The organism is Dickeya zeae NCPPB 2538, from assembly GCF_000406165.1.
Classification (GTDB): Bacteria; Pseudomonadota; Gammaproteobacteria; order Enterobacterales; family Enterobacteriaceae; genus Dickeya; species Dickeya zeae.
The window spans coordinates 1,972,108-1,992,023 of the sequence record NZ_CM001977.1; the positions used below are offsets into that span (position 1 = coordinate 1,972,108).

Annotated in this window: 10 protein-coding genes; all 10 read left to right on the forward strand. The window is 57.3% G+C overall.

The features are described from left to right. Positions 1 to 2 precede the first annotated feature (2 nt). The 10 genes from rdrB (at position 3) to DZE2538_RS08650 (ending at position 19,549) form a co-directional block, all read left to right on the forward strand. Complete coding sequence (rdrB, locus tag DZE2538_RS08605) at positions 3 to 2,606, forward strand: antiviral RADAR system adenosine deaminase RdrB (RefSeq protein WP_038916114.1); 2,604 nt, start codon at positions 3 to 5, stop codon at positions 2,604 to 2,606. 238 nt (positions 2,607 to 2,844) lie between these two features. Continuing rightward, on the forward strand, positions 2,845 to 3,072 hold the full coding sequence (locus DZE2538_RS08610; protein WP_019845531.1) for a type III secretion protein HrpF: 228 nt from the start codon (positions 2,845 to 2,847) through the stop codon (positions 3,070 to 3,072). Continuing rightward, positions 3,059 to 3,493, forward strand: coding sequence for a type III secretion system chaperone (locus tag DZE2538_RS08615; RefSeq protein WP_038916115.1), 435 nt, complete (start codon positions 3,059 to 3,061; stop codon positions 3,491 to 3,493). Before DZE2538_RS08610 ends, DZE2538_RS08615 begins: the two co-directional genes overlap by 14 nt. Continuing rightward, a complete protein-coding gene (gene sctC, locus DZE2538_RS08620; protein WP_038916116.1) occupies positions 3,486 to 5,558 on the forward strand; it encodes a type III secretion system outer membrane ring subunit SctC in 2,073 nt (690 codons plus the stop codon). Before DZE2538_RS08615 ends, sctC begins: the two co-directional genes overlap by 8 nt. Positions 5,559 to 5,591: 33 nt before the next feature. After that, positions 5,592 to 5,783, forward strand: a complete 192-nt coding sequence (hrpT, locus tag DZE2538_RS08625) for an HrpT family type III secretion system protein (RefSeq protein WP_019845534.1) — start codon at positions 5,592 to 5,594, stop codon at positions 5,781 to 5,783. Between the two features lie 26 nt (positions 5,784 to 5,809). Continuing rightward, positions 5,810 to 6,181 (forward strand): HrpV family type III secretion system protein, encoded by a 372-nt coding sequence (hrpV, locus tag DZE2538_RS08630; protein ID WP_236617010.1) that lies wholly within the window; start codon positions 5,810 to 5,812, stop codon positions 6,179 to 6,181. Between the two features lie 159 nt (positions 6,182 to 6,340). Further along, positions 6,341 to 7,321 carry a harpin HrpN gene (gene hrpN, locus DZE2538_RS08635; RefSeq protein WP_038913885.1) on the forward strand — a complete coding sequence of 327 codons (981 nt, stop codon included), beginning with the start codon at positions 6,341 to 6,343 and terminating at the stop codon, positions 7,319 to 7,321. Between the two features lie 362 nt (positions 7,322 to 7,683). Beyond that, positions 7,684 to 9,360, forward strand: coding sequence for a ShlB/FhaC/HecB family hemolysin secretion/activation protein (locus DZE2538_RS08640; protein WP_038916119.1), 1,677 nt, complete (start codon positions 7,684 to 7,686; stop codon positions 9,358 to 9,360). 106 nt (positions 9,361 to 9,466) lie between these two features. Continuing rightward, positions 9,467 to 19,135: a hemagglutinin repeat-containing protein gene (locus DZE2538_RS08645; protein WP_050568668.1), complete on the forward strand. Its 9,669-nt coding sequence runs from the start codon at positions 9,467 to 9,469 to the stop codon at positions 19,133 to 19,135. 9 nt (positions 19,136 to 19,144) lie between these two features. After that, complete coding sequence (locus DZE2538_RS08650) at positions 19,145 to 19,549, forward strand: DUF4279 domain-containing protein (RefSeq protein ID WP_038916120.1); 405 nt, start codon at positions 19,145 to 19,147, stop codon at positions 19,547 to 19,549. Positions 19,550 to 19,916 lie beyond the last annotated feature (367 nt).

Below are 19,916 nucleotides of genomic sequence, written 5' to 3' on the forward strand. Positions count from 1 at the left end.
CCATGTACACCCAGGATCCCCGCTGGTTAATTCCTTGTGCCTGTCTGGCTTCAGACCGGTTATTTTATTTTCATCTGCAACAGCATACCGGGCAGCGCAATACACCGGATGTTGAACAACAGGAAGACCAGCGTTTATTGACGCGCGCGGCAAAAGATTACCAGTTCTATTTTGGTGGGCGGCTGCGTAATGAGGATATTGAACACAATCTGCATAGCTGGGCCAGGTCATCGCCAACGGATGGTATGGCAATAACCGATAATATGACCTTGCTGGGGCAACTGGCGGAGGCGTTTTTGCTCTGGCAAGGCAACGGTTTCGAGGTGCGGCGTGAACGGCTGGAAGCCTGGCTAATGCTATGCTCGGTGCTGGACCCGGCCTGGATTATCGCGCAGGCTTATGTGCAACTGGTGCGCCAGCGGGTGCTGGACGAAGGGGAACTGGTGAGGCTGCTGATTCAGCAGAGTCCGTTTGCCTTTCCTGATGACTCGCGTGACACCCACTATGCTGACAACCATGTGCATTTTAACGGCCACGGTTATGCCTCGCTGTCGATGCTGAGTTTTGTCGAGGGGGATGTGCGTCTGCAGCCAGATATTAGGTGGCCGCAGCGCGAGGAATACCCTCTTTTGGAAAGTGAGCAGTTACCGAAACAGCAACTGCCACGCTGGCTGTCGGCTTATGTGGCTTGTTTACTGGCGGCGATTTATCCCACCGGCACAGCAGCAGATAACTCGGTTGATCTCGGTATACTGACACGATCACTGGCATTGCCGCTGACGGAAAACGAGCGTTGGTCACTGCGGGATACCACTCTGATTACCCCACCCGACAGCGCGCAACAGCAACTGCTCTATGCCGCGATACAACAGGGGCACGCCGGCGCTCAGCGCTGGCTGCTGTTTTGTACCGGGTTGTTGCTGGGCGCATCCCGGCCAGATTACGACAGTGTGTTGTCAAACCTGATTCGGGTCAGCATGATATTGCGTAACTACATGGTGGTGTCGGCGGTGGGGTTGGGGCAATTTGTCGAGTATTTTGGTACCGATGTGCGGCGGGTGGATAAACGCTTTTTCAAGGAGCAAGTCCCTCGCTATGATTTAAGCCCGTCGGTATCGCGGGAATACCGTGTCTCACCGAGTGAAGTGATAGGCAATGTTCGCAAACCCAATATCTACCATCACAAGTTGACCGACTTTTTTGACCAGCATGCGCGCTGGCATGTGCCGGAACAAGCACATCTGGTGGTGCATTTTACTCGCGGATTTCCGAAAAAAACCGCTGTCAGCCGCTACGACAAACGGTTGACCACTTTCCGCGCTGAGTTGCTGCAACAAGTCCGGGCGCTTGAAGACTTTGCTGCGTCGGTCACCTTGCAGGAAACCTCGCACCAGCCGGATATCGACACGCTGCCACGCACGATTGACGTGCGCAAACTGGTGCGTGGCTACGATGTGGCGGGCAATGAAAATGAACTTCCTATCGAGGTGTTTGCACCGGTGTTGCGGGTGTTACGCGCCGCCAGACAACCCGCCGGTATGCCGTTTTCTCAGCGCCTGAAACGCCCGTTTATTACCGTACACGCCGGTGAAGATTACAGCCACCTACTCAGTGGGTTGCGGGCGATGGATGAAGCGGTGGAATTCTGCCAGTTGCGGGAAGGCGATCGTATCGGTCACGGGCTGGCGTTGGGGGTGGATGTGCAGCACTGGGCGCAGCGCCAACGGCGCGCCTGGCTCACCGCCGGTCAGCATCTGGATAACCTGGTGTGGGCCTATCATCAGGCGGTGCAACTGTCCCGGCATACGGTAGAGCATATTCCGGTGATGCATGAATTGCGTGACAAAATCCATCATTGGTCGCAATGGATATTGGGCGATATTTATACCCCGAATCAACTGTATGATGCCTGGCGACTGCGCCGTAACTGGCCTGATTTTGACGCCATGCAAAGTGAAGTCGGCAGGTTTGCCGAGTGGGTGCCGGATGCACAATTATTGATGAGCCGCCAATCCGTTGATGAAGACAACGAGAAAGTCGTTAACCTCTGGCAGCGCCGTTATCTGGACAGCGGTTTGCCCGAACGTGAGGCGGACAGGATAAACCACACTATCTCGGTGAACTGTTTACCCCAAGAGAGCGAACATTTTGCGATCACCTTCAGTCACTCTGAAGACTGGGTTTCTGCGGGCGAACTGCGACTGTATGAAGCGATACAGGATTTTCTGATGGAGAAATACAGTCGGCTTGGCCTTGTGATTGAAGCCTGTCCGACCTCAAATATCTATATCGGGCGTTTTGAGTACTATCATGAACACCCGCTGTTTCGCTGGAATCCGCCGCAACCGGATTGGCTAAAGCCGGGAGAGAAGTTTAACCGCTATGGATTACGTTCCGGTCCGCTTGCCGTATGCATCAATACCGATGATAGCGCGCTGATGCCGACTACCATTGCTAACGAGCATCGCCTGATGCGGGAAACCGCCGTTCAGTTTTTTGGCATCGGCACCTGGATGGCTGATTTATGGATCAATACTCTGCGTGAGAAAGGCGTAGAGATCTTTAAACGTAATCATCTTGCTCAACTGTCCACATCGTCGGATTAAGTACTCCTCCTGGGGAGAGAGGCGGTTCGTATTACTCTCTCCCGCATTGTTACCCCACTCGTTGATCAATGTTGATTGTCGTCGCTAGCGACGTTTCTTCTTTTCCTCATCCCGATCTATCTCATCTCGATGGAACCGTCGCCACGCCCCGTCCACACAACTGCAGATAAACCATGTCGGTTTAACCAACAGACTCGTTCGGCTAACAACCCCGTTCAACTCACAGGAGCATGCAACCATGTCTTTGTCTTCACCTATTCAACGTCGGTTGGACAGTGCATTTGTCGATGCGCAGTCCCGGCTTGATGAGATGGCGCAAACCATTTCGGAGGGAGAGGTCAGCCCGGCGGATACCTATGCGTTCTATGAAGCCAGCATGGACTACTCAAACGCCAACTGGGCCGCCGGACAGATGCTGAGCGTCAAGCATGGTCTGGCGAAGGCCATTATCAATGACTTCAACTGAGTTACCCGGTGTGATTGAGCGTTGGCTCAATAGCACGGCAGGTCAACTGACGCTGCACATTGATGACGGCCCGGTGGTGTTGACGCGCTATCACGACGGTGTGGGATGTGCCGCCATGGTGACCTTGCCGGTCAAGGTGGATGACCGGTTGCTGCACAAGGCGCTGCGTTATTCGTCTGCCGCCGTGTTGCGTTTGGGGATGGACGCCGCTGCACTGTGCTGGTCTGGCGCAGACGCTGAATTATGGTTACTGATGCGACACGAACCGGATGACCCCGTCCGATTGTGCCGCACACTGGAAGCGCTGGTTAATCAGCGAGATGTCTGGCAAAGCCTGCTGGCACCGCTTGCCAGACCGGCATCGCCGCCGCCGCTGAATCTGAAAACACTGGCTTTTTTGCAAGGAGATCAGCATGCGTAACGCGCTGTATGCATTGTTATTCAACCTCTATCGTCTGTTTTGCTGGTCGCTGGTGCTGATGGGGATGTTGCCTGGAGCACATGCGGCGACGCCACCGGACTGGAACAAAGGTGCTTATGCCTATTCCGCCGAACAAACCCCACTATCGGCGGTGTTACAGGATTTCGCCAACAGCCATGGCGTTGATCTGAGAGTCGGCAACATTGAGGACGCCACCATTGATGCCAAAATCCGCGCCGATAACGCCACCGCGTTTCTGGACAGGCTGGCGTTGGAGCACCGTTTTCAATGGTTCGTCTACAACAATGTGTTGTACGTCAGCCCACAGGATGAGCAGACATCGGTACGCATTGAAGTCTCTCAGGATGCGGCACCCGACATGAAGCAGGCGTTGACCGGCATTGGCCTGCTGGATACGCGGTTTGGCTGGGGGGAACTGCCGGATGAAGGCGTGGTGCTGGTCACCGGACCGGCAGAGTACATCAGCCTGATCCGCAATTTCAGCCAGCAACGCGAAACCAAAGACGATCGCCGTAAGGTGATGATTTTTCCACTGCGTTATGCCTCGGTATCCGATCGTACCATTCAGTACCGTGATCAGCGTTTGGTGATCCCCGGCGTAGCGACCATGTTAAATGAGCTGATGGATGGCAACCGCAGCGCCCCGGCAGGGGCATCAGGTGCTGCCAGTGGCATGGGCAGTGAAGGCGGGATGGCGCAGGCCAACGGGGCCGGTGGGCAGGATGCCAGCCAGGCTATTGAACGTAATGCCCGCGCCATGTTGGCCCGACTGGCGAGCCGCGCCAGCAGCGGCGAGGCGGCGAGTTCCCGCAAAAAAGATCAACTCAACGGCAAAGTCTCGGCAGACGTGCGTAACAACGCGCTCTTGATTCGTGACGACGAAAAACGCCGGGAGGAATACCAGCAACTGATCGACAAGATCGATGTGCCGCAAAATCTGGTCAACATTGATGCGATCATTTTGGATGTCGATCGCACCGCACTCTCAAGGCTGGAGGCTAACTGGCAGGGGAAACTGGGCGCAGTGACCGGTGGCGCTAACCTGATGTCAGGTTCCAGTACGCTCTTTGTCAGCGATTTCAAACGGTTTTTCGCCGATATTCAGGCGCTGGAAGGGGAAGGCACCGCCTCGATTGTGGCGAATCCGTCGGTACTGACGCTGGAAAACCAGCCCGCGGTGATCGATTTCAGCCGTACCGCCTTTATTACTGCCACCGGCGAGCGGGTGGCGAATGTACAACCGGTGACGGCGGGCACCAGTCTGCAGGTCACGCCACGTGTCGTCGGTCGCGGCAGTACCAGCAGTATTCAACTGGTTATTGATATTGAGGACGGCCAGGTGGAAACCAATACCGAAGGCAACGCCTCCGGCGTGAAGCGCGGTACCGTCAGCACACAAGCGCTGATTGGCGAGAACCGGGCGCTGGTGCTGGGTGGGTTTCATGTCGAGGAAAGTGGTGATCGTGATAAGCGCGTACCGCTGTTGGGCGATATTCCCTGGATCGGCAAACTGTTCACCTCTCGCCAGCACGAAGTTTCTCGCCGTGAACGGTTGTTTATTCTGACTCCGCATCTGATTGGCGACCAGAACGATCCCACCCGGTTTGTGTCGGCGGATAACCGTCGCCAGTTGAATGACGCCATGGGGCGTGTAGCGCAGCGTAACAGCAAAACCGATCTGTTCGGCATGGTGGAGAATGCCATGCGCGATCTGGCCAGCGGCCAGACACCAGCCGGGTTCACTATCGACAGTAACGGGGCACGCTTGTCGGAGTTCTGCCGTACCTCGCCGTCACTGAGTTATCAGAGCAATCGCCATCAATGGTACAGCAACTTGACGCTCAGTTTGGCGGTGGGGGTGGTGAAAAACACCGGCACGCGTCCCCAGCGTTTTGATGAAGCCAACTGTGCCAGTAACCGCACGCTGGCAGTCGCCGCCTGGCCGAAAACCACGCTGGCCCCCGGCGAGTCTACCGAAGTGTATCTGGCGCTGCTTCCAGCCAAAAACACCCAGCCTGCGCGTGCGTCGCTGATTACACCCTGACGGTTCACACCATTCATAGCGTGAGGAAGAAAAATGATGCGTTATCAAACCCTGGTGCTGCTGTGCGCGGCGCTGATGCTGAGCGCTTGTGCTGCCCGCACGCCAACCAGCGCTTGCACGTCAGTGAGCTGCCGTCCGGATCCTGATGGCCGACAGATGGTTATCTGGTGGCAGACGGACATGCGACCCGGCGCGGCCGATTTTACCCTGGTGAGTGTGCCATGACCGACAGCATCAGGATATTTGACACGATGACGGCGTTTATGGCCGCGATCACCCGGCATCAGGCGGCGCGCTGGTCGCCGCAATCCGGTATCGAGCTGGTGTTTCAGCTCGCTGATCATGGCTATGAACTCATGTTGCAGATTCACCCCGGAAAACACTATCCCGGTTTGTATCGCCGTCTGCTCGAACGCCGTTACCAGCAAGCGGCGGAGTATGACGGATGCCACCTGTGCCTGAACGGCAGCGACGTACTGATCCTCTGGTGGCCGTTGCCACCGGCGTCTGACTCCTATGCACAACGGGTTGAACAGCTGTTTGCCTTGGCCGAGCTGACATTACCGCCGGTTGTGACAATGCGCACGCAAACCGAGCACAACGTGCCGCGAGTGGTGCGGTAACTGTCGCGTTTTTAGGCCAAACCGGTGAATAGGGGGAACCGTTTCACTGCCCGTGTCACTCAGTAACCAGTATCCATCATGATGCCCACATCGGGAGCGGCGTGGGCATCCGTTGCAGGTACTGTTGCGAACATCTGACATGAATGAGGAAACGAGATTATGCAAATTACGATCAAAGCACACATCGGTGGCGATTTGGGTGTCGCCGGGCTGGGACTGGGGTCACAAGGCTTGAAAGGCCTGAACACCGCGACGCCATCACTGGGTTCCAGTTTGGACAAGCTGAGCAGCACTATCGATAAGCTGACTTCAGCGATGACCGCGATGATGTTTGCCAGTGTCATGGCACAAGCGTTGGGGGCGAAACAAGGCGCTGGCGGCGGGCAAGGGGCTGGCAACGCAGCGTCGGCATCCGGTAGTGACCCGTTGTCCGACATGTTCCAGAAGGTGTTGAGTAATCTCCTGGGCAACAATACGGCTAACGGCCTGACGAAACAGGGTGATCAGATGCCTCAGTCTTTGCTAAACGGCAACCAGATGACGCCGGACAACATGGACGCATTCAGTAAAGGGATGGGCAATGCGTTGTCCTCTATTCTGGGTAATGGCCTGGGTCAGGCGATGGGCGGCCTCTCCGGGCTATCGCTGGGGGCAGGCGGCTTACAAGGGCTAAGTGGCGCAGGCGCATTCAACCAACTGGGCAATGCTATCGGTATGGGGGTGGGGCAGAATGCGGCGCTCAATGCCCTGAGCAATGTCAGCACCCATGTAGACGGCAATAACCGGCATTTTGTGGATAAGGAAGATCGTGGTCTGGCAAAAGAAGTCGGCCAGTTTATGGATCAATATCCGGAAATTTTTGGTAAACCGCAGTATCAGAAAGACAACTGGAGCTCAGCAAAAACGGACGACAAATCCTGGGCGAAAGCGCTGAGTAAACCGGATGATGACGGCATGACCGGTGCCAGCATGGATAAATTCCGTCAGGCACTGGGGATGATCAAAAGCGCGGTAGCGGGTGATACCGGTAATACCAACCTGAATCTGCGGGGGGCTGGCGGTGCGTCGCTGGGTATTGATGCTGGCGTCGTCGGTGACAAGATAGCCAACATGGCGTTAGGCAAGCTGGCGAACGCCTGATAACGCGCCATGAATATCAGACAATAACTGTCGGGAAGAGACGAGGATACTCGTCTCTTCTGCTGTAGAACAGAGGCTGACTGAGTGCGTTTTCATTCGGATTCCGTTTCCTATTTATAGATTTGGTTTCCCTTTATTCATCGACGTCCCAACAATATTGTGATTCTTGTTACTGTTATGGGTTCTTTTTAGAACTTATTGTCATAAAAAATAATGAAAATTATTTAAATCAATGGGTTGTTTCTGAAATATCGGTGTTTTGCGGTAACTTAATTGTAAGGTTTTGTATTGTTTTCGAAATAAATGCACATTATTATTTAGGTAATCTTTACCTTCTGTTTCTATTTACATGGATGTGCATCATGCCTGTCAGTCGCAGGAAAGCTGACCTGATCGTGAGCTTTTTCTTTATCGGTTATTCCGTTTCCGCGTTCTGTGCACCGCTGAATCCGGCGGAGCGAAATGAAATCCAGCAATATCAGTCGGACGTGATTGAACAGTCCCGCCAACAGCGAGAAGCTCTCCAGCAGCTAAACAACATCGTGCAGGCACCGCTAAAAGCGGATAACACGCCGCAAGGCCCCTGTTTTACCCTGCATGACATTCGCTTTAATCACAGTACGTTACTGAGTCCACGTGATCAGGCCACCCTGACCGCCGACTACCTCAATCGTTGCAACAACCTTGAGCACATCAACCAACTGGTGCATGACGTCAGCAACTGGTATATCCAGCGCGGCTATATCACCAGCCGGGCGTTTTTGAGTGAACAGGATTTGTCTGGTGGCGTGCTGCAACTGGAGATTCTGGAAGGGCGGCTGGAAAAAATCACCATCAACAAGCAAACGGAACGGATGACCCGTACCGCGTTCCCGGCTCATGACGGAGACATCCTGAACTTGCGCGATATCGAGCAAGGGATGGAGCAGATGAACCGCATGCCGTCCCAGCAGGTGACCATCGAAATTCTGCCGGGCAGCAAGCCGGGGTACTCGGTGGTTAACCTGACCCGGGAAGCCCGCCTGCCGTTCAGCGGTGGCCTGACTGTCGACAACAGCGGCCAGAAAAGCACCGGCCAGGAACAGCTAACCGGTAGCCTGATGCTGGATAATCTGTTCGGCGTGGCGGACCAGTGGTTTCTCACTGCCGGTCACAGCAGCCGTTTTGCCACCAGTCATGACGCTGAAATGCTGCAGGCCGGTTTTTCCCTGCCGTATGGCTACTGGAGCCTGGGCTACAGCTACGCCCAAAGCCGTTATCGCAACACCTTCATCAACCGTGATTTCCCCTGGCGCTCTACCGGCGACAGCGATACCCACCGGCTGTCGCTGTCTCGCGTGGTGTTCCGTAACGGCACGATGAAAACCGCGCTGACCGGCGCGCTCAGCCAGCGCACCGGTAACAACTATCTGAACGGGGCACTGTTGCCGTCCAGCAGTCGCACGCTGAGCAGTGTGTCATTAGGGGTCAATCACAGCCAGAAGCTGTGGGGCGGTCTGGCGACGGTTAACCCAACCTATAACCGCGGTGTCCGCTGGCTTGGCGCAGAAACCGATACCGGCAAAAGCGCCGATGCGCCACGAGCCGAGTTCAATAAATGGACGCTGTCCGCCAGCTACTATCACCCGGTTACCGACAGCATCACTTACCTTGGCAGTCTGTACGGACAATATTCGGCCCGTGCGCTGTACGGTAGTGAACAGCTAACGCTGGGCGGGGAGTCTTCCGTACGCGGGTTCCGTGAGCAGTACACCGCCGGTAACCGCGGTGCGTACTGGCGTAATGAGCTGAACTGGCAGACGTGGCAGTTGCCGGTAGTGGGTACGGTCACCTTCATGGCCGCCATCGACGGGGGGCACCTCTATAACCATAAACAGGATGACGCGACGGCGGCTTCACTGTGGGGTGGTGCCGTTGGGGTGACCGTGGCCAATCGCTGGCTCAGCCAGCAGGTGACGATGGGGTGGCCGATATCTTACCCGGCATGGCTACAACCCGACACCATGGTGGTGGGTTACCGGGTCGGCGTGTCGTTCTAATAAATCCAATATCATCATTTTATTAAAATATTTTAATGCGTTAAGCAGATTCTCCTGTGTCATCGCACATGGGGTTTTCATACAGCACAGAGTCAGGAGTTCAGGGATGAAAGCGGTGAAGTGGTCGCAGCGAGTTATGGTGTGGTGTCTGGTGTGGCTGACCGGGCTGCAGCCGCTGTTGCCCGCGTGGGCGGCAGGGGTGACGGTGGCCTCGGGCAACACCACACTGGAGGCGGCAGGTAACGGCGTACCGGTGGTGAACATCGCCACACCGAATGCGGCCGGGCTGTCGCACAACCGCTATAACGACTTCAACGTGGATAACCGCGGACTCATCCTCAACAACGGCACCGCCCAACTGACGCCGAGTCAACTGGGCGGCCTGCTGCAGAACAACCCCAACCTGAACGGTCGCGCCGCTTCGGCCATCATCAACGAAGTGGTGTCGCCCAACCGCAGCCATCTGGCGGGCTACCTGGAGGTGGCCGGTCAGGCGGCGAATGTGATGGTGGCGAACCCGTACGGCATCACCTGTAGCGGTTGTGGCTTTATTAACACCCCGCGCATCACGCTGACCACCGGCACCCCGCAGTTTGACGCGGCGGGCGGGCTGAGCGGTCTGGACGTGCGCGGTGGCGACATTCTGGTCGACGGGGCGGGGCTGGACGCCAGCCGCAGCGATTATTTTGCGCTGATAGCGCGTACGGCAACCCTGCAGGCAGGGCTGAATGCACACGACGCGCAGGTGGTGCTGGGGGCGAACCGGGTGGGGACCGACGGGCGGATAACGCCGCAGGCGGGAAGCGGGGCCACGCCGGTACTGGCACTGGACACCGGGGCGCTCGGGGGCATGTACGCCAACCGTATCAGTCTGGTATCAACGGAGCAGGGCGTCGGGGTGAACACCGCCGGGCTGAGCGCGCGTCAGGGGGACATCCAACTGTCGGCGAATGGCCGGTTGCAGGTCGGCAGCGCGATAGCGCAGGGAAACATCACGGCGCAGGGCGGCACGCTGGTGGTTGCGGGCGACCAGCAGGCACAGGGCGTGGTGGCGCTGCGGGGCGAGCAGGGCATCACGCTGGGGGCGAGCCGCACACAGGCCGGACAGGGGCTGACGCTGTCGAGTGACGGGCGCATCAGCGCCGACCGCGCCCGGCTGAGCGCGGGCGTGAGTGACAGCGGCACGGTACAGCCGGGGTATGGCCTGACGCTGTCGGGCACGGAGTTGGCGCTGGGGCAAAGCCAACTGGCGGGTGACCGGCTCAGCCTGACCAGTACGGGCGCGGTGAGCCAGTTGTCGGGTGGTGCCTGGCAGGCGGGTAGTGGCCTGACGCTGAAAGGCGACGCGCTATCACTGGATGGCGATGCAGGCGCGCAGACGCTGATGGTCAGTGGCGGCAGCCTGAGCGGCGCGGGGCGCTGGCAGTCGACGGGTGACCTGTCGCTGGGCGGACTGACCACGGCGCAATGGGACGGTACCCTGCTGGCCGGTGGCACGCTGTCGCTGGATTCGGCCAGCCTGAGCAACCGGGGCACCCTGGCGGGCGGGCAGGTCCAACTGACGACGCCGGTGCTGGACAACCGGGGGACGGTGAGCGGGCGTCAGGTCAGGTTGCAGGCGGGGCAACTCGGCAACAGCGGGACATTGTCGGCGGACGAGGGGCTGTCGATACAGGCACAGACCGGGCTGGATAACAGCGGCTCATTGCTGTCAGGCGGTGGCCTGACGATAGCCGCCGGGCAGACGGTCAACCGGGGCGTGCTGTCGGGTGGTGCGGTGACGCTGAGCGGTGATTCGCTGTGGAACGGCGGGGTACTGCAGGGGCGGCAGTCGCTCGGGGTGAATGCCCTGACCGGGTTCAGCCAGACGGCAGACGGCGCGCTGACCAGCGGTGGGACGGTCACGCTATCATCGGGTACGGTAGACACGGCCGGTGCGTTATCGGCGCAGGGGCTGCAACTGCACACCGGGTTGTGGCGCAATCAGGGCACAGTGAACCTGGGCGGCGACGGGCAACTGACGCTGGATGCACTGGATAACAGCGGCCTCCTGCTGTCGTCCGGTGCCTGGGACATCACGGGCGGGCGGCTGGGTAACCGTGGCAGTCTCGGGGGCACGCGGCTGTCGGTGACGGCGGACAGTCTGGATAACAGCGGCACGCTGTTAGGCGCACAGGCGCTGACGGTAGCGGCCGGGCAGCAACAAAACAGTGGTCTGCTCAACACCGACGGGCTGATGACGCTGTCGGGCACAACGCTGGATAACAGTGGCACGGTAAAAGCGCAGGGTGGCCTGTCAGCCGCCTTTGACGGCCGTATCGACAACCGGGCGAACGGCCAACTGCTGAGTGCGGGACGCGGGGAGATAACCACCGGTGTGCTCAGCAACCAGGGGGTGTGGCAGGCAGACAATCTGGCGCTGACGTCAGGCGCGCTGGACAACGGCGGGCGCATTCTGGGGGTCAATAACGGTACACTGCAACTGAGCGGCGCGTATACCGGGTTTACCGGGAGCGAGCTGACCAGCGGTGGAACGTTGCAACTGCAGGCTGACCGTCTGGACAGTGCCGGGTTAATCAGTGGTACGGAGACCACCGTCAAGGTCGGGACGCTGCAAAACGGTGGTGTACTGCAAGGGTATAACGGGCTGACGCTGAACGCGATCCAACTCGATAACAGCGGGACGACGCAGGCGCGGCAACTGGACATCACCACCGATGGTCAACTGACGAACCGGGGCACGTTGTTGGGGCTGACGGGCCTGACACTCCAGTCGGCTGGCCTGAACAATGTCAGCGGGGCGCGGCTGTACAGCGCGGGGAACCTGCAACTGCGTACCGGCACGTTAACGCAGGAAGGGGAACTGGCGGCGCTGGGAAACCTGAAGGCGGATATCGGCGGCCCTTTCACTCTGACTCATACCCTGGCGGCAGGCGACCAACTGACGCTGAACGTCACGGGTGACCTGCTGCAGGCGGGGATGTTGCAGGGCAACGGCGTGACGGTAAGCAGCACCGGCACGCTGACACAGCAAGGGCGCATCGTCGCGGGCACTGGCACCAGCACATTGTCGGCGGCAGCCATCAACCAGACGGCGAGCGGCAGTATTCAGGGCGGCGGGCCGCTGAGTCTGCTGGCGGGTGGCACCATCACCAACCGGGGCTTTGTCGGCACCGCGGCGGACCTGCTGCTACAGGCGGGCGGGCTGATAGACAACAGCAGCCTGCTGTACGGCGGTGGCAATCTGCAACTGCTGTCGGATGCCCTGGTCAACCGGTTCGGCAACATTCTGGCGGGGAACAGCCTGTGGATACAGCGTGACGCGGCGGGCAACGCCAGCAGCAGCGTACTGAACAGCTCAGGCACCATCGAAACACAGCGCGGGGATATCACGGTGCGCACCGGCACGCTGACCAACCAGCGCGAAGGGCTGACGGTGAGCGAAAGCAGCCGCTCAGTGGCGGATATGCCGTCATGGGCGGGTGGGAATGAGGTAATCATCCCAGAAAGTTGGTTCAATACGGGAGAGCTAGGGATTGGTGAGTATATTTACGAGCGTGGATGTCAAAAAAACGACTGTCCGGGAAAAACATTTTATATTTTTGTCCCTAAGAAAGAATCTACTCTTCAGAAAGTTGTTTTGTCTGATAAAACGATATCGGTAAACCCACAAGGCGATGTCGCTAGAATTAATGCTGCTTCTAATGTTTATTTAAATGCCAATGCCTTATTGAATGACGCTTCTTTGATTTATGCGCAGAATAATTTATTTCTGACAGGTGATGTCCTGAGTAATAAGTCATACCAATCTGGCACATTAAGGCAATATCTTAATTATCAATATGAGGGTGCTGATTTCTGGTTGACAGGAGGGATCCAGAGAACCATTTATACATTGGCAAAAGAAGATCAAAGCATCTACATAAAAGCGAGTCATAATACCAGAAGTGACGACGGTATTGGGTATGATTACGTAATATTTCATGACTCAAATAATCGTGATGGGGGATGGACTGAGACTCTTAGTATAACTAATAGCGCTTTAAAATTTATTTTGACTGGTGAACCAGTCATCGAGTTAATTAACGGCCAGTCCTACAACGCCACCATTCAGGCGGGCGGCGCAATAACCGCCAATTTCGCGCAGAACATCAGTAACACCGGTTTACAGCCGGGCAGCGGTGGCTTTATGCCAGCGATAGCCACGCCAACGCTGAGCACCGCCAATGGGGCGGGCAGCCAGAATACCCCAGCGTCACCGTCATTGGTGGCAGGGCGAGACCCCTTATCGCTGGCCGGAAATAGTGATCCGTCACTGAACGCTTTGCAGACGGCGCTGGCCCAGTTGGCCGGCCCGTCGCTAAACGACTACCCGTTACCCACCAGTCAGAACGGGCTGTTTGTTGCCGACACCAGCGGCAACGGTCGTTACCTGATACGCAGCAACCCCCGGCTGAGCCAGCTTGGTCAGGTCGACAACAGCCTGTTTGGCGACCTGCGCGGGCTGCTGGGGCAGACTCCGGGCACCCGCGTGCCGGTGGAGACCAGCCCGACGCTGACCGACCCGACGCAGTTCCTCGGTTCCTCCTACCTGTTGGGCAAGCTGAATCTGGACGCGGAGCACGACTACCGTTTTCTGGGCGATGCGGCGTTTGACACCCGTTACATCAGCAACGCGGTGCTGAGCCAGACCGGGCAGCGTTACCTCAATGGCGTGGGGTCGGACCTGGCGCAGATGCAGACGTTGATGGATAACGCGGCGGCGGAGAAAAACCGGCTGAACCTGCAACTGGGGGTGAGCCTCAGTCCGGAACAGGTGGCGGGGCTGAGCCACAGCATCGTGTGGTGGGAAAACATTACCGTCGACGGGCAAACCGTGCTGGCACCGAAGCTGTATCTGGCGCAGGCGGATAAAACCAACCTGTCAGGCAGCCGCATCGTGGCGAACAGCGTCAGCCTGAGCGCGGGCGGGGATATCGACAACCGTGGCAGCACGGTGACGGCGCTGAATGCGCTGACTGTCACCAGCGGGGGGCAGGTCACCAACAGCGAGGGCGGGCTGCTGAACGCGGGGGACGCGCTCAATCTGGTGGCGCTGGGTAACCTGACCAACAGCAGTGCCACCATTCAGGGCAATACGGTGACGCTGGCCAGCGTCAACGGGGATATCGTCAACACCACGACCACCAACCAGTGGCACACACAAGCGAGGGACGGCCGGGGCAGCGGGTCGCTGACACGTACCGATATCGGCCAGACCGGGCTGATCACCGCACAGGGCGGGCTGACGTTACAGGCAGGGCACGATATCGCCCTGAACGGGGCGCAACTGAGCGCGGGTGGGCCGCTGGCGCTGGCGGCAGGCAACGACATCCAGCTGAATGCGCTGGGCACGGTGACGGAGACGGTGCGTCAGGACGGGCGAGCCACGACACAGCGTCGGCAGCAGGGGCTGGTGCAGAGCACACTCGCCAGCGGGGGCGACCTGAGCCTGAATGCCGGGCGTGACCTGAATGGCACGGCGGCGCAGTTGAGCGCGACGGGCACCATGGAGCTGTCGGCGGGGCGGGACCTGACCCTGCTGTCCGCTGAGCAGGAGCAGTTCAGCTCGAACGCGTGGAAGCGCCATCTGGACTGGCAGCAGACGGTGACGCAGCAGGGCACGGTACTGAACGCGGGTGACGGGCTGAGCCTGCGGGCCGGGCGGGATCTGACGCTGCAAGGGGCGCAGGCGGAAACGCGTGGCGCACTGACGGCACAGGCCGGCCGCGACCTGAACCTGCTGTCGGCGACGGAAAGTCAGCACGACTTTTTTGAAGAAACCACGGTGAAGAAAGGTTTCCTGTCGAAAACGACGACGCATACGGTTCGGGAATCAGCACAGACCACGGAGAAAGGCACGCTGTTGTCAGCAGGCAGTGTGGCGCTGACGGCGGGACATGATATTACGCTTCAGGCATCAGCGGTTGCTGCCGACAAGTCTGCCTCGTTGAGCGCCGGTAACGATGTCAATCTGGTCGCCGGTATTGAAGAACAATGGCGTCATGAGGAGCAGACTAAAAAGAAATCCGGCCTGATGAGCGGCGGAGGTCTGGGGTTCACCATCGGCTCGCAATCCACCAAGGCCGGGTATGACGGGGCAGAAACCCGGCAAAGTGCTGCACGCAGCGTTGTCGGCGCATCCGATGGCAATGTGGCGATTCAGGCTGGGAGAAATGTCGCTGTGATTGGCAGTGATGTCATTGCTGGCAGTCATACGCCGTCACATGAGACTGGAAACATCAGTGTCATTGCCGAAAATATTGCCATCACCCCAGGAATCGATACCCGCGATATCACTACCCGGTTTGAAGCGAAGAGTAGCGGGATAGGCATTGCCCTGAAAGGTACTCCGTTCGACAACTATCAAAATTTGCGTGATATCGCCAGTGTTAACGGCGTCACCCAGAAAGCTCGCTTGTTTGCCGGTGAACTGGCCGCGATGGCATTTGATGTGCCGCAACTGGCTATCTCTGTCGGACGACAGGTAAGCCAGTCTGTACAGCATACCCAGGGGGTATATAACAGCGGCAGTGCGCTGACTGCGGCAGGCGATATCCAGTTACGTGCTGTAGGTAATGGTCAACAAGATGCGGCAGGTAAGGCACTGAGCGGCGATATTGTGGCTTCGGGCAGTGCGATACATGCCGGTGGCGATGTTCTGCTCGATGCCGCGCGTAACATCGTGTTGCAGAGCGCCAGCGATACCGAGCAAACCGAACAGCAGTCTTCCAATAGTGGGGCGTCGTTCAGTCTGGCCTCACCGGGTATCAGTGCGGCGATTCGTCAGGTTGGTGGCGGGCCTAATCATGGTGTCGGGATGGTGCCATTCGCCAGCGATCGCGCCAATGAAAGGCAGTCCGGGAATACGCTGGCTCAGACAGCCAGCACGATCAGCGGTCAGTCTGTGACACTGAATAGCCAGACAGGCGATATCCGTGTCACGGGCAGTGCGATAAGCGCGGTGCAGGATATTTTGCTACAGGCAAACCGGGGCGATGTGGTGATTACCCCTGGGCAAAATCACGTGTTTAATGAAACCAACGGTAGCCGACACGTGATTGGCGATCTGGGTGGCGATGGGTACAGCGGAACGGTGGGATGGCGATCAAACACCTATCATTCGCTGGATGACGTCAGCCAGCAGAGTGGCCTGAGGAGCCTCATCCAGAGCGGTGACGGTAATGTGCGTGTGTCTGCGGGGGAAAATGTCGCGATCGCGGGTGCCGATCTCCATGCCGGTCATTCACTACTGCTTTCCGGCCGTAATGTGATGCTTGATCCAGCAATGGACACTGAACATCGTACACGTGAACAGCAAAGCAGCCAGTACGGGGTGACAACGGCGCTGTCTGGTTATGTCGTGAGTGCGGCCCAGTCTCTTGAGAAATTGTCGCAGTCAGTGGAAGACAAACGTGACCCACGATTGAGCGCTATTTATGCTGCGCAAACTGCATTGGATTTGGCGACAAAAAGCACGACTACGCAGATAAATGGGACGGCGATAAAGGTCACGGTTAGCGCCGGTGGGGGTAGCAGCCGCAGTGCGCAGCAACAGGATAAAGTAAGCCGTGAAGGCAGCACCTTGTATGCCGGTGATGATGTACAGGTCACGGCAGCTCAGGATATTAGCGCGACAGGCGTGGATATTCGAGGGCGGAATGTTGATTTAACGGCGGGCAGGTCGCTGACGCTGACAGCGGCGCAAAGCCAGGACAGCATGACAGGAAGCAGCAGCGGCAGCCAGTTTGGGGCAGGCGTCGGCTTTGGGCTGGGTGGTACTCAAAACGGCTTTAGCATTGAGCTGTCTGCCAGCGGGCAGAAAGGCCGCGAAGCGGGCAACAGCCAGACTCATCAGCTGTCGCATGTCAGTGCAACCGGTACGGTGAACTTGAGCAGCGGCGGTGATACGACGCTGAATGGAGCCGTGGTCTCCGGTACGCGGGTTAACGCGGATGTAGGCGGCAATCTCTACATTAGCAGTGTACAGGACCGTGCCACGTATGACAGTACCAACACCAGTGCGGGTGTGAATGTCAGCATTTGTGTACCACCAATTTGTGCCGGACAGACTGTGTCAGGCAATGCCAATCTGAGCCAGCAAATTCTGAATAATCGCTATGCTTCAGTGACTGAACAGAGTGGCATAAAGGCTGGTGAGGACGGGTTCGCTGTCAGGGTGAATGGGCATACCCAACTGGATGGAGCCGTACTGGCGTCTACGGCAAGTCCGGAAAAGAACCGGCTGGAAACGGGCACGCTGGGCTGGCGTGACATTGCTAATGCTTCATCTTATCAGGGCCGTGGGATAAGCATGGGTGCCTCGACGGACAGCTCGCCAGTGGGGGGATTGCTGCAAACCCAGGGCCACGCGTCAGGCACAACTCGCTCTGCGGTAGCACCGGGTACAATACTCATCCACGATGCGTCGCAGTCGCAAGACCTCGGACAGCTCAGCCGTGATACATCGGGTACGCTGGGTTATGTGGCCGATGGATTTACGCGGCGTGAGGTGGAAGATCGGCTGGCTATCCAGAAAGAAATAACCTCGCTGGGTGTACAGGCGATGGATGCGTATGGGGCGTATAAACGGAGTGAGGCTGAAACGGCAGCACGGGAACGGCTGACCCGCGAAGGCGTCCCGGCTGGTGAACTGGAAGCACGAATAAAACTCAGCGAGGAAGTCAGACAGGCAGCGACAGATTACGCCCAGGGGAGCCTCTACTGGCAGGCCGGTACGGCGCTGACGGCAGCATTATCTGGAGGGCTGGGAGGAAACCTGCAAGGCGCGTTAAGTGGCGCAGCCGCACCGTATCTGGCGAGACTGGTTAAGGATGCGAGCGACGGTAATAAGTCGGTTCGTATAGCGTTGCACACGGTGTTGGGAGCGTTCCTTGCACGAGTTCAGGGAGGAAGTGCGACTGGCGGTGCACTTGGCGGGTTCACCGCAGCGGCGGCGAGCGGGTTGATTGCCAAGGCGCTGTACCCCGATGCGAAGCAGCTATCGCCGGAGCAAAAACAGCTGGTTGCCAATCTGGTGATGATAGCGGGCGCTGGCGTGGGTGGTCTGGCCGGTGGTAACCTGACTGATGCCGGAAGCGCTGCGAATACCGCGAAGAATGAGGTGGAGAATAACTCGCTGGGTTGTTTGCCGACCAGATGCATAAATAGCCCTGGTGATGACCTCATGCGCGGTGGCGGTATGGGGGGCGGCATGATGGGTGGTGCCGCTGGTGCTGGACTTGGGGCTATCATTGCTGAAATATTTGGAGGTAATGACAAGTCGGCAGTAACCGACACCGGCGGCGATCAGATCGCAAACCAGGGGCCGACGGATACGGGGGGAGATCAATTACCTGAGCAGGGGGCAAGCCATACAGGTAGCAACAATGGACAGACTGATACTGGACCAAGTAATACTGGTGGAAACCAGACTGTAGAACAATCGCCTAATAATACTGGTAGTACAGGTAGTCCCCTTGAATTGCCAAGCCACATGACAAGCGATGGGCATGACAATGGGGCAGAAAAGCCATCTAATATAAAAGTTGCTGATGATAAATTCCTGAAGAACAATGGAATTGACGCTCACCAGATCAAAAAAGATTTTCTCGGTTCTAAAGCAGAAATAAAGCTTTATGATATTTATGTTGATAAAGATAATGGACAGTTGTGGATTTTTAGAAAGGGCGGGAAAGGTGAAGGTATCCCGACTGGCGAATTTATTAATAAGTAGGGCAGTTATATGGATAAGACAACAGTAAAAGCAGAGTTTTCCATTTGTGGAGATGTCTTTGAACCCAATGAGATAACTGCATTACTACAGATAGAGCCTATGGAGGTTCATCGAAAAGGTATTATTAGTGGGACGAGGAAAAGGCCAAGCTCGGAGAATAGTTGGTCAATTTGTACAGAGAAGGAAGAGTCCTATGATGTGGATGAGCAAACAAGGAAATTGCTGTCTTTATTAAAGTGTAAAATTTCTTCTTTGCAAGAAATAAAAGAGAGATATGATGTTGCATTCATATTTTCTCTTTTAATAGAAGTAGAAAATGGGGAGAAGCCAGCTATATATTGGTCAGCAGAGACAAACCGTTTTTTGGGTTGTATCGGGGCCGAAAGTTCTATTGATTTATATATTTATAGCTAAATTTAATACAAATTAGCGAAATAAAAATCCCAGTTCTTAACAGGCCGGGATTTTTTATCTGCTTGTCAGCCCCTTAGCTCCACCGCAATCCCCGCCATCCTTGGGTCTGATTGGCGGGAGGGCCTGAAAATACTTCAGCACCCGGACAGGAAATGTTTTGTGGCCACCGCCAGTGGGCCGTGTCCCCAAAACCACCCGGTCAGGGCCATGCCCCGACACCCCAGCCATAAAACAAAAAACCCCGGCGCGGGCCGGGGTGAGGTGTGATTACTCGGCGAACTTAAGGCCGCCGGGGTAATGCTTGATCCAGTTGGCGGCGGCGTCCGGATCAAAGGGTTCGATGCTCAGCCCTTCGAGACAGTGCTAC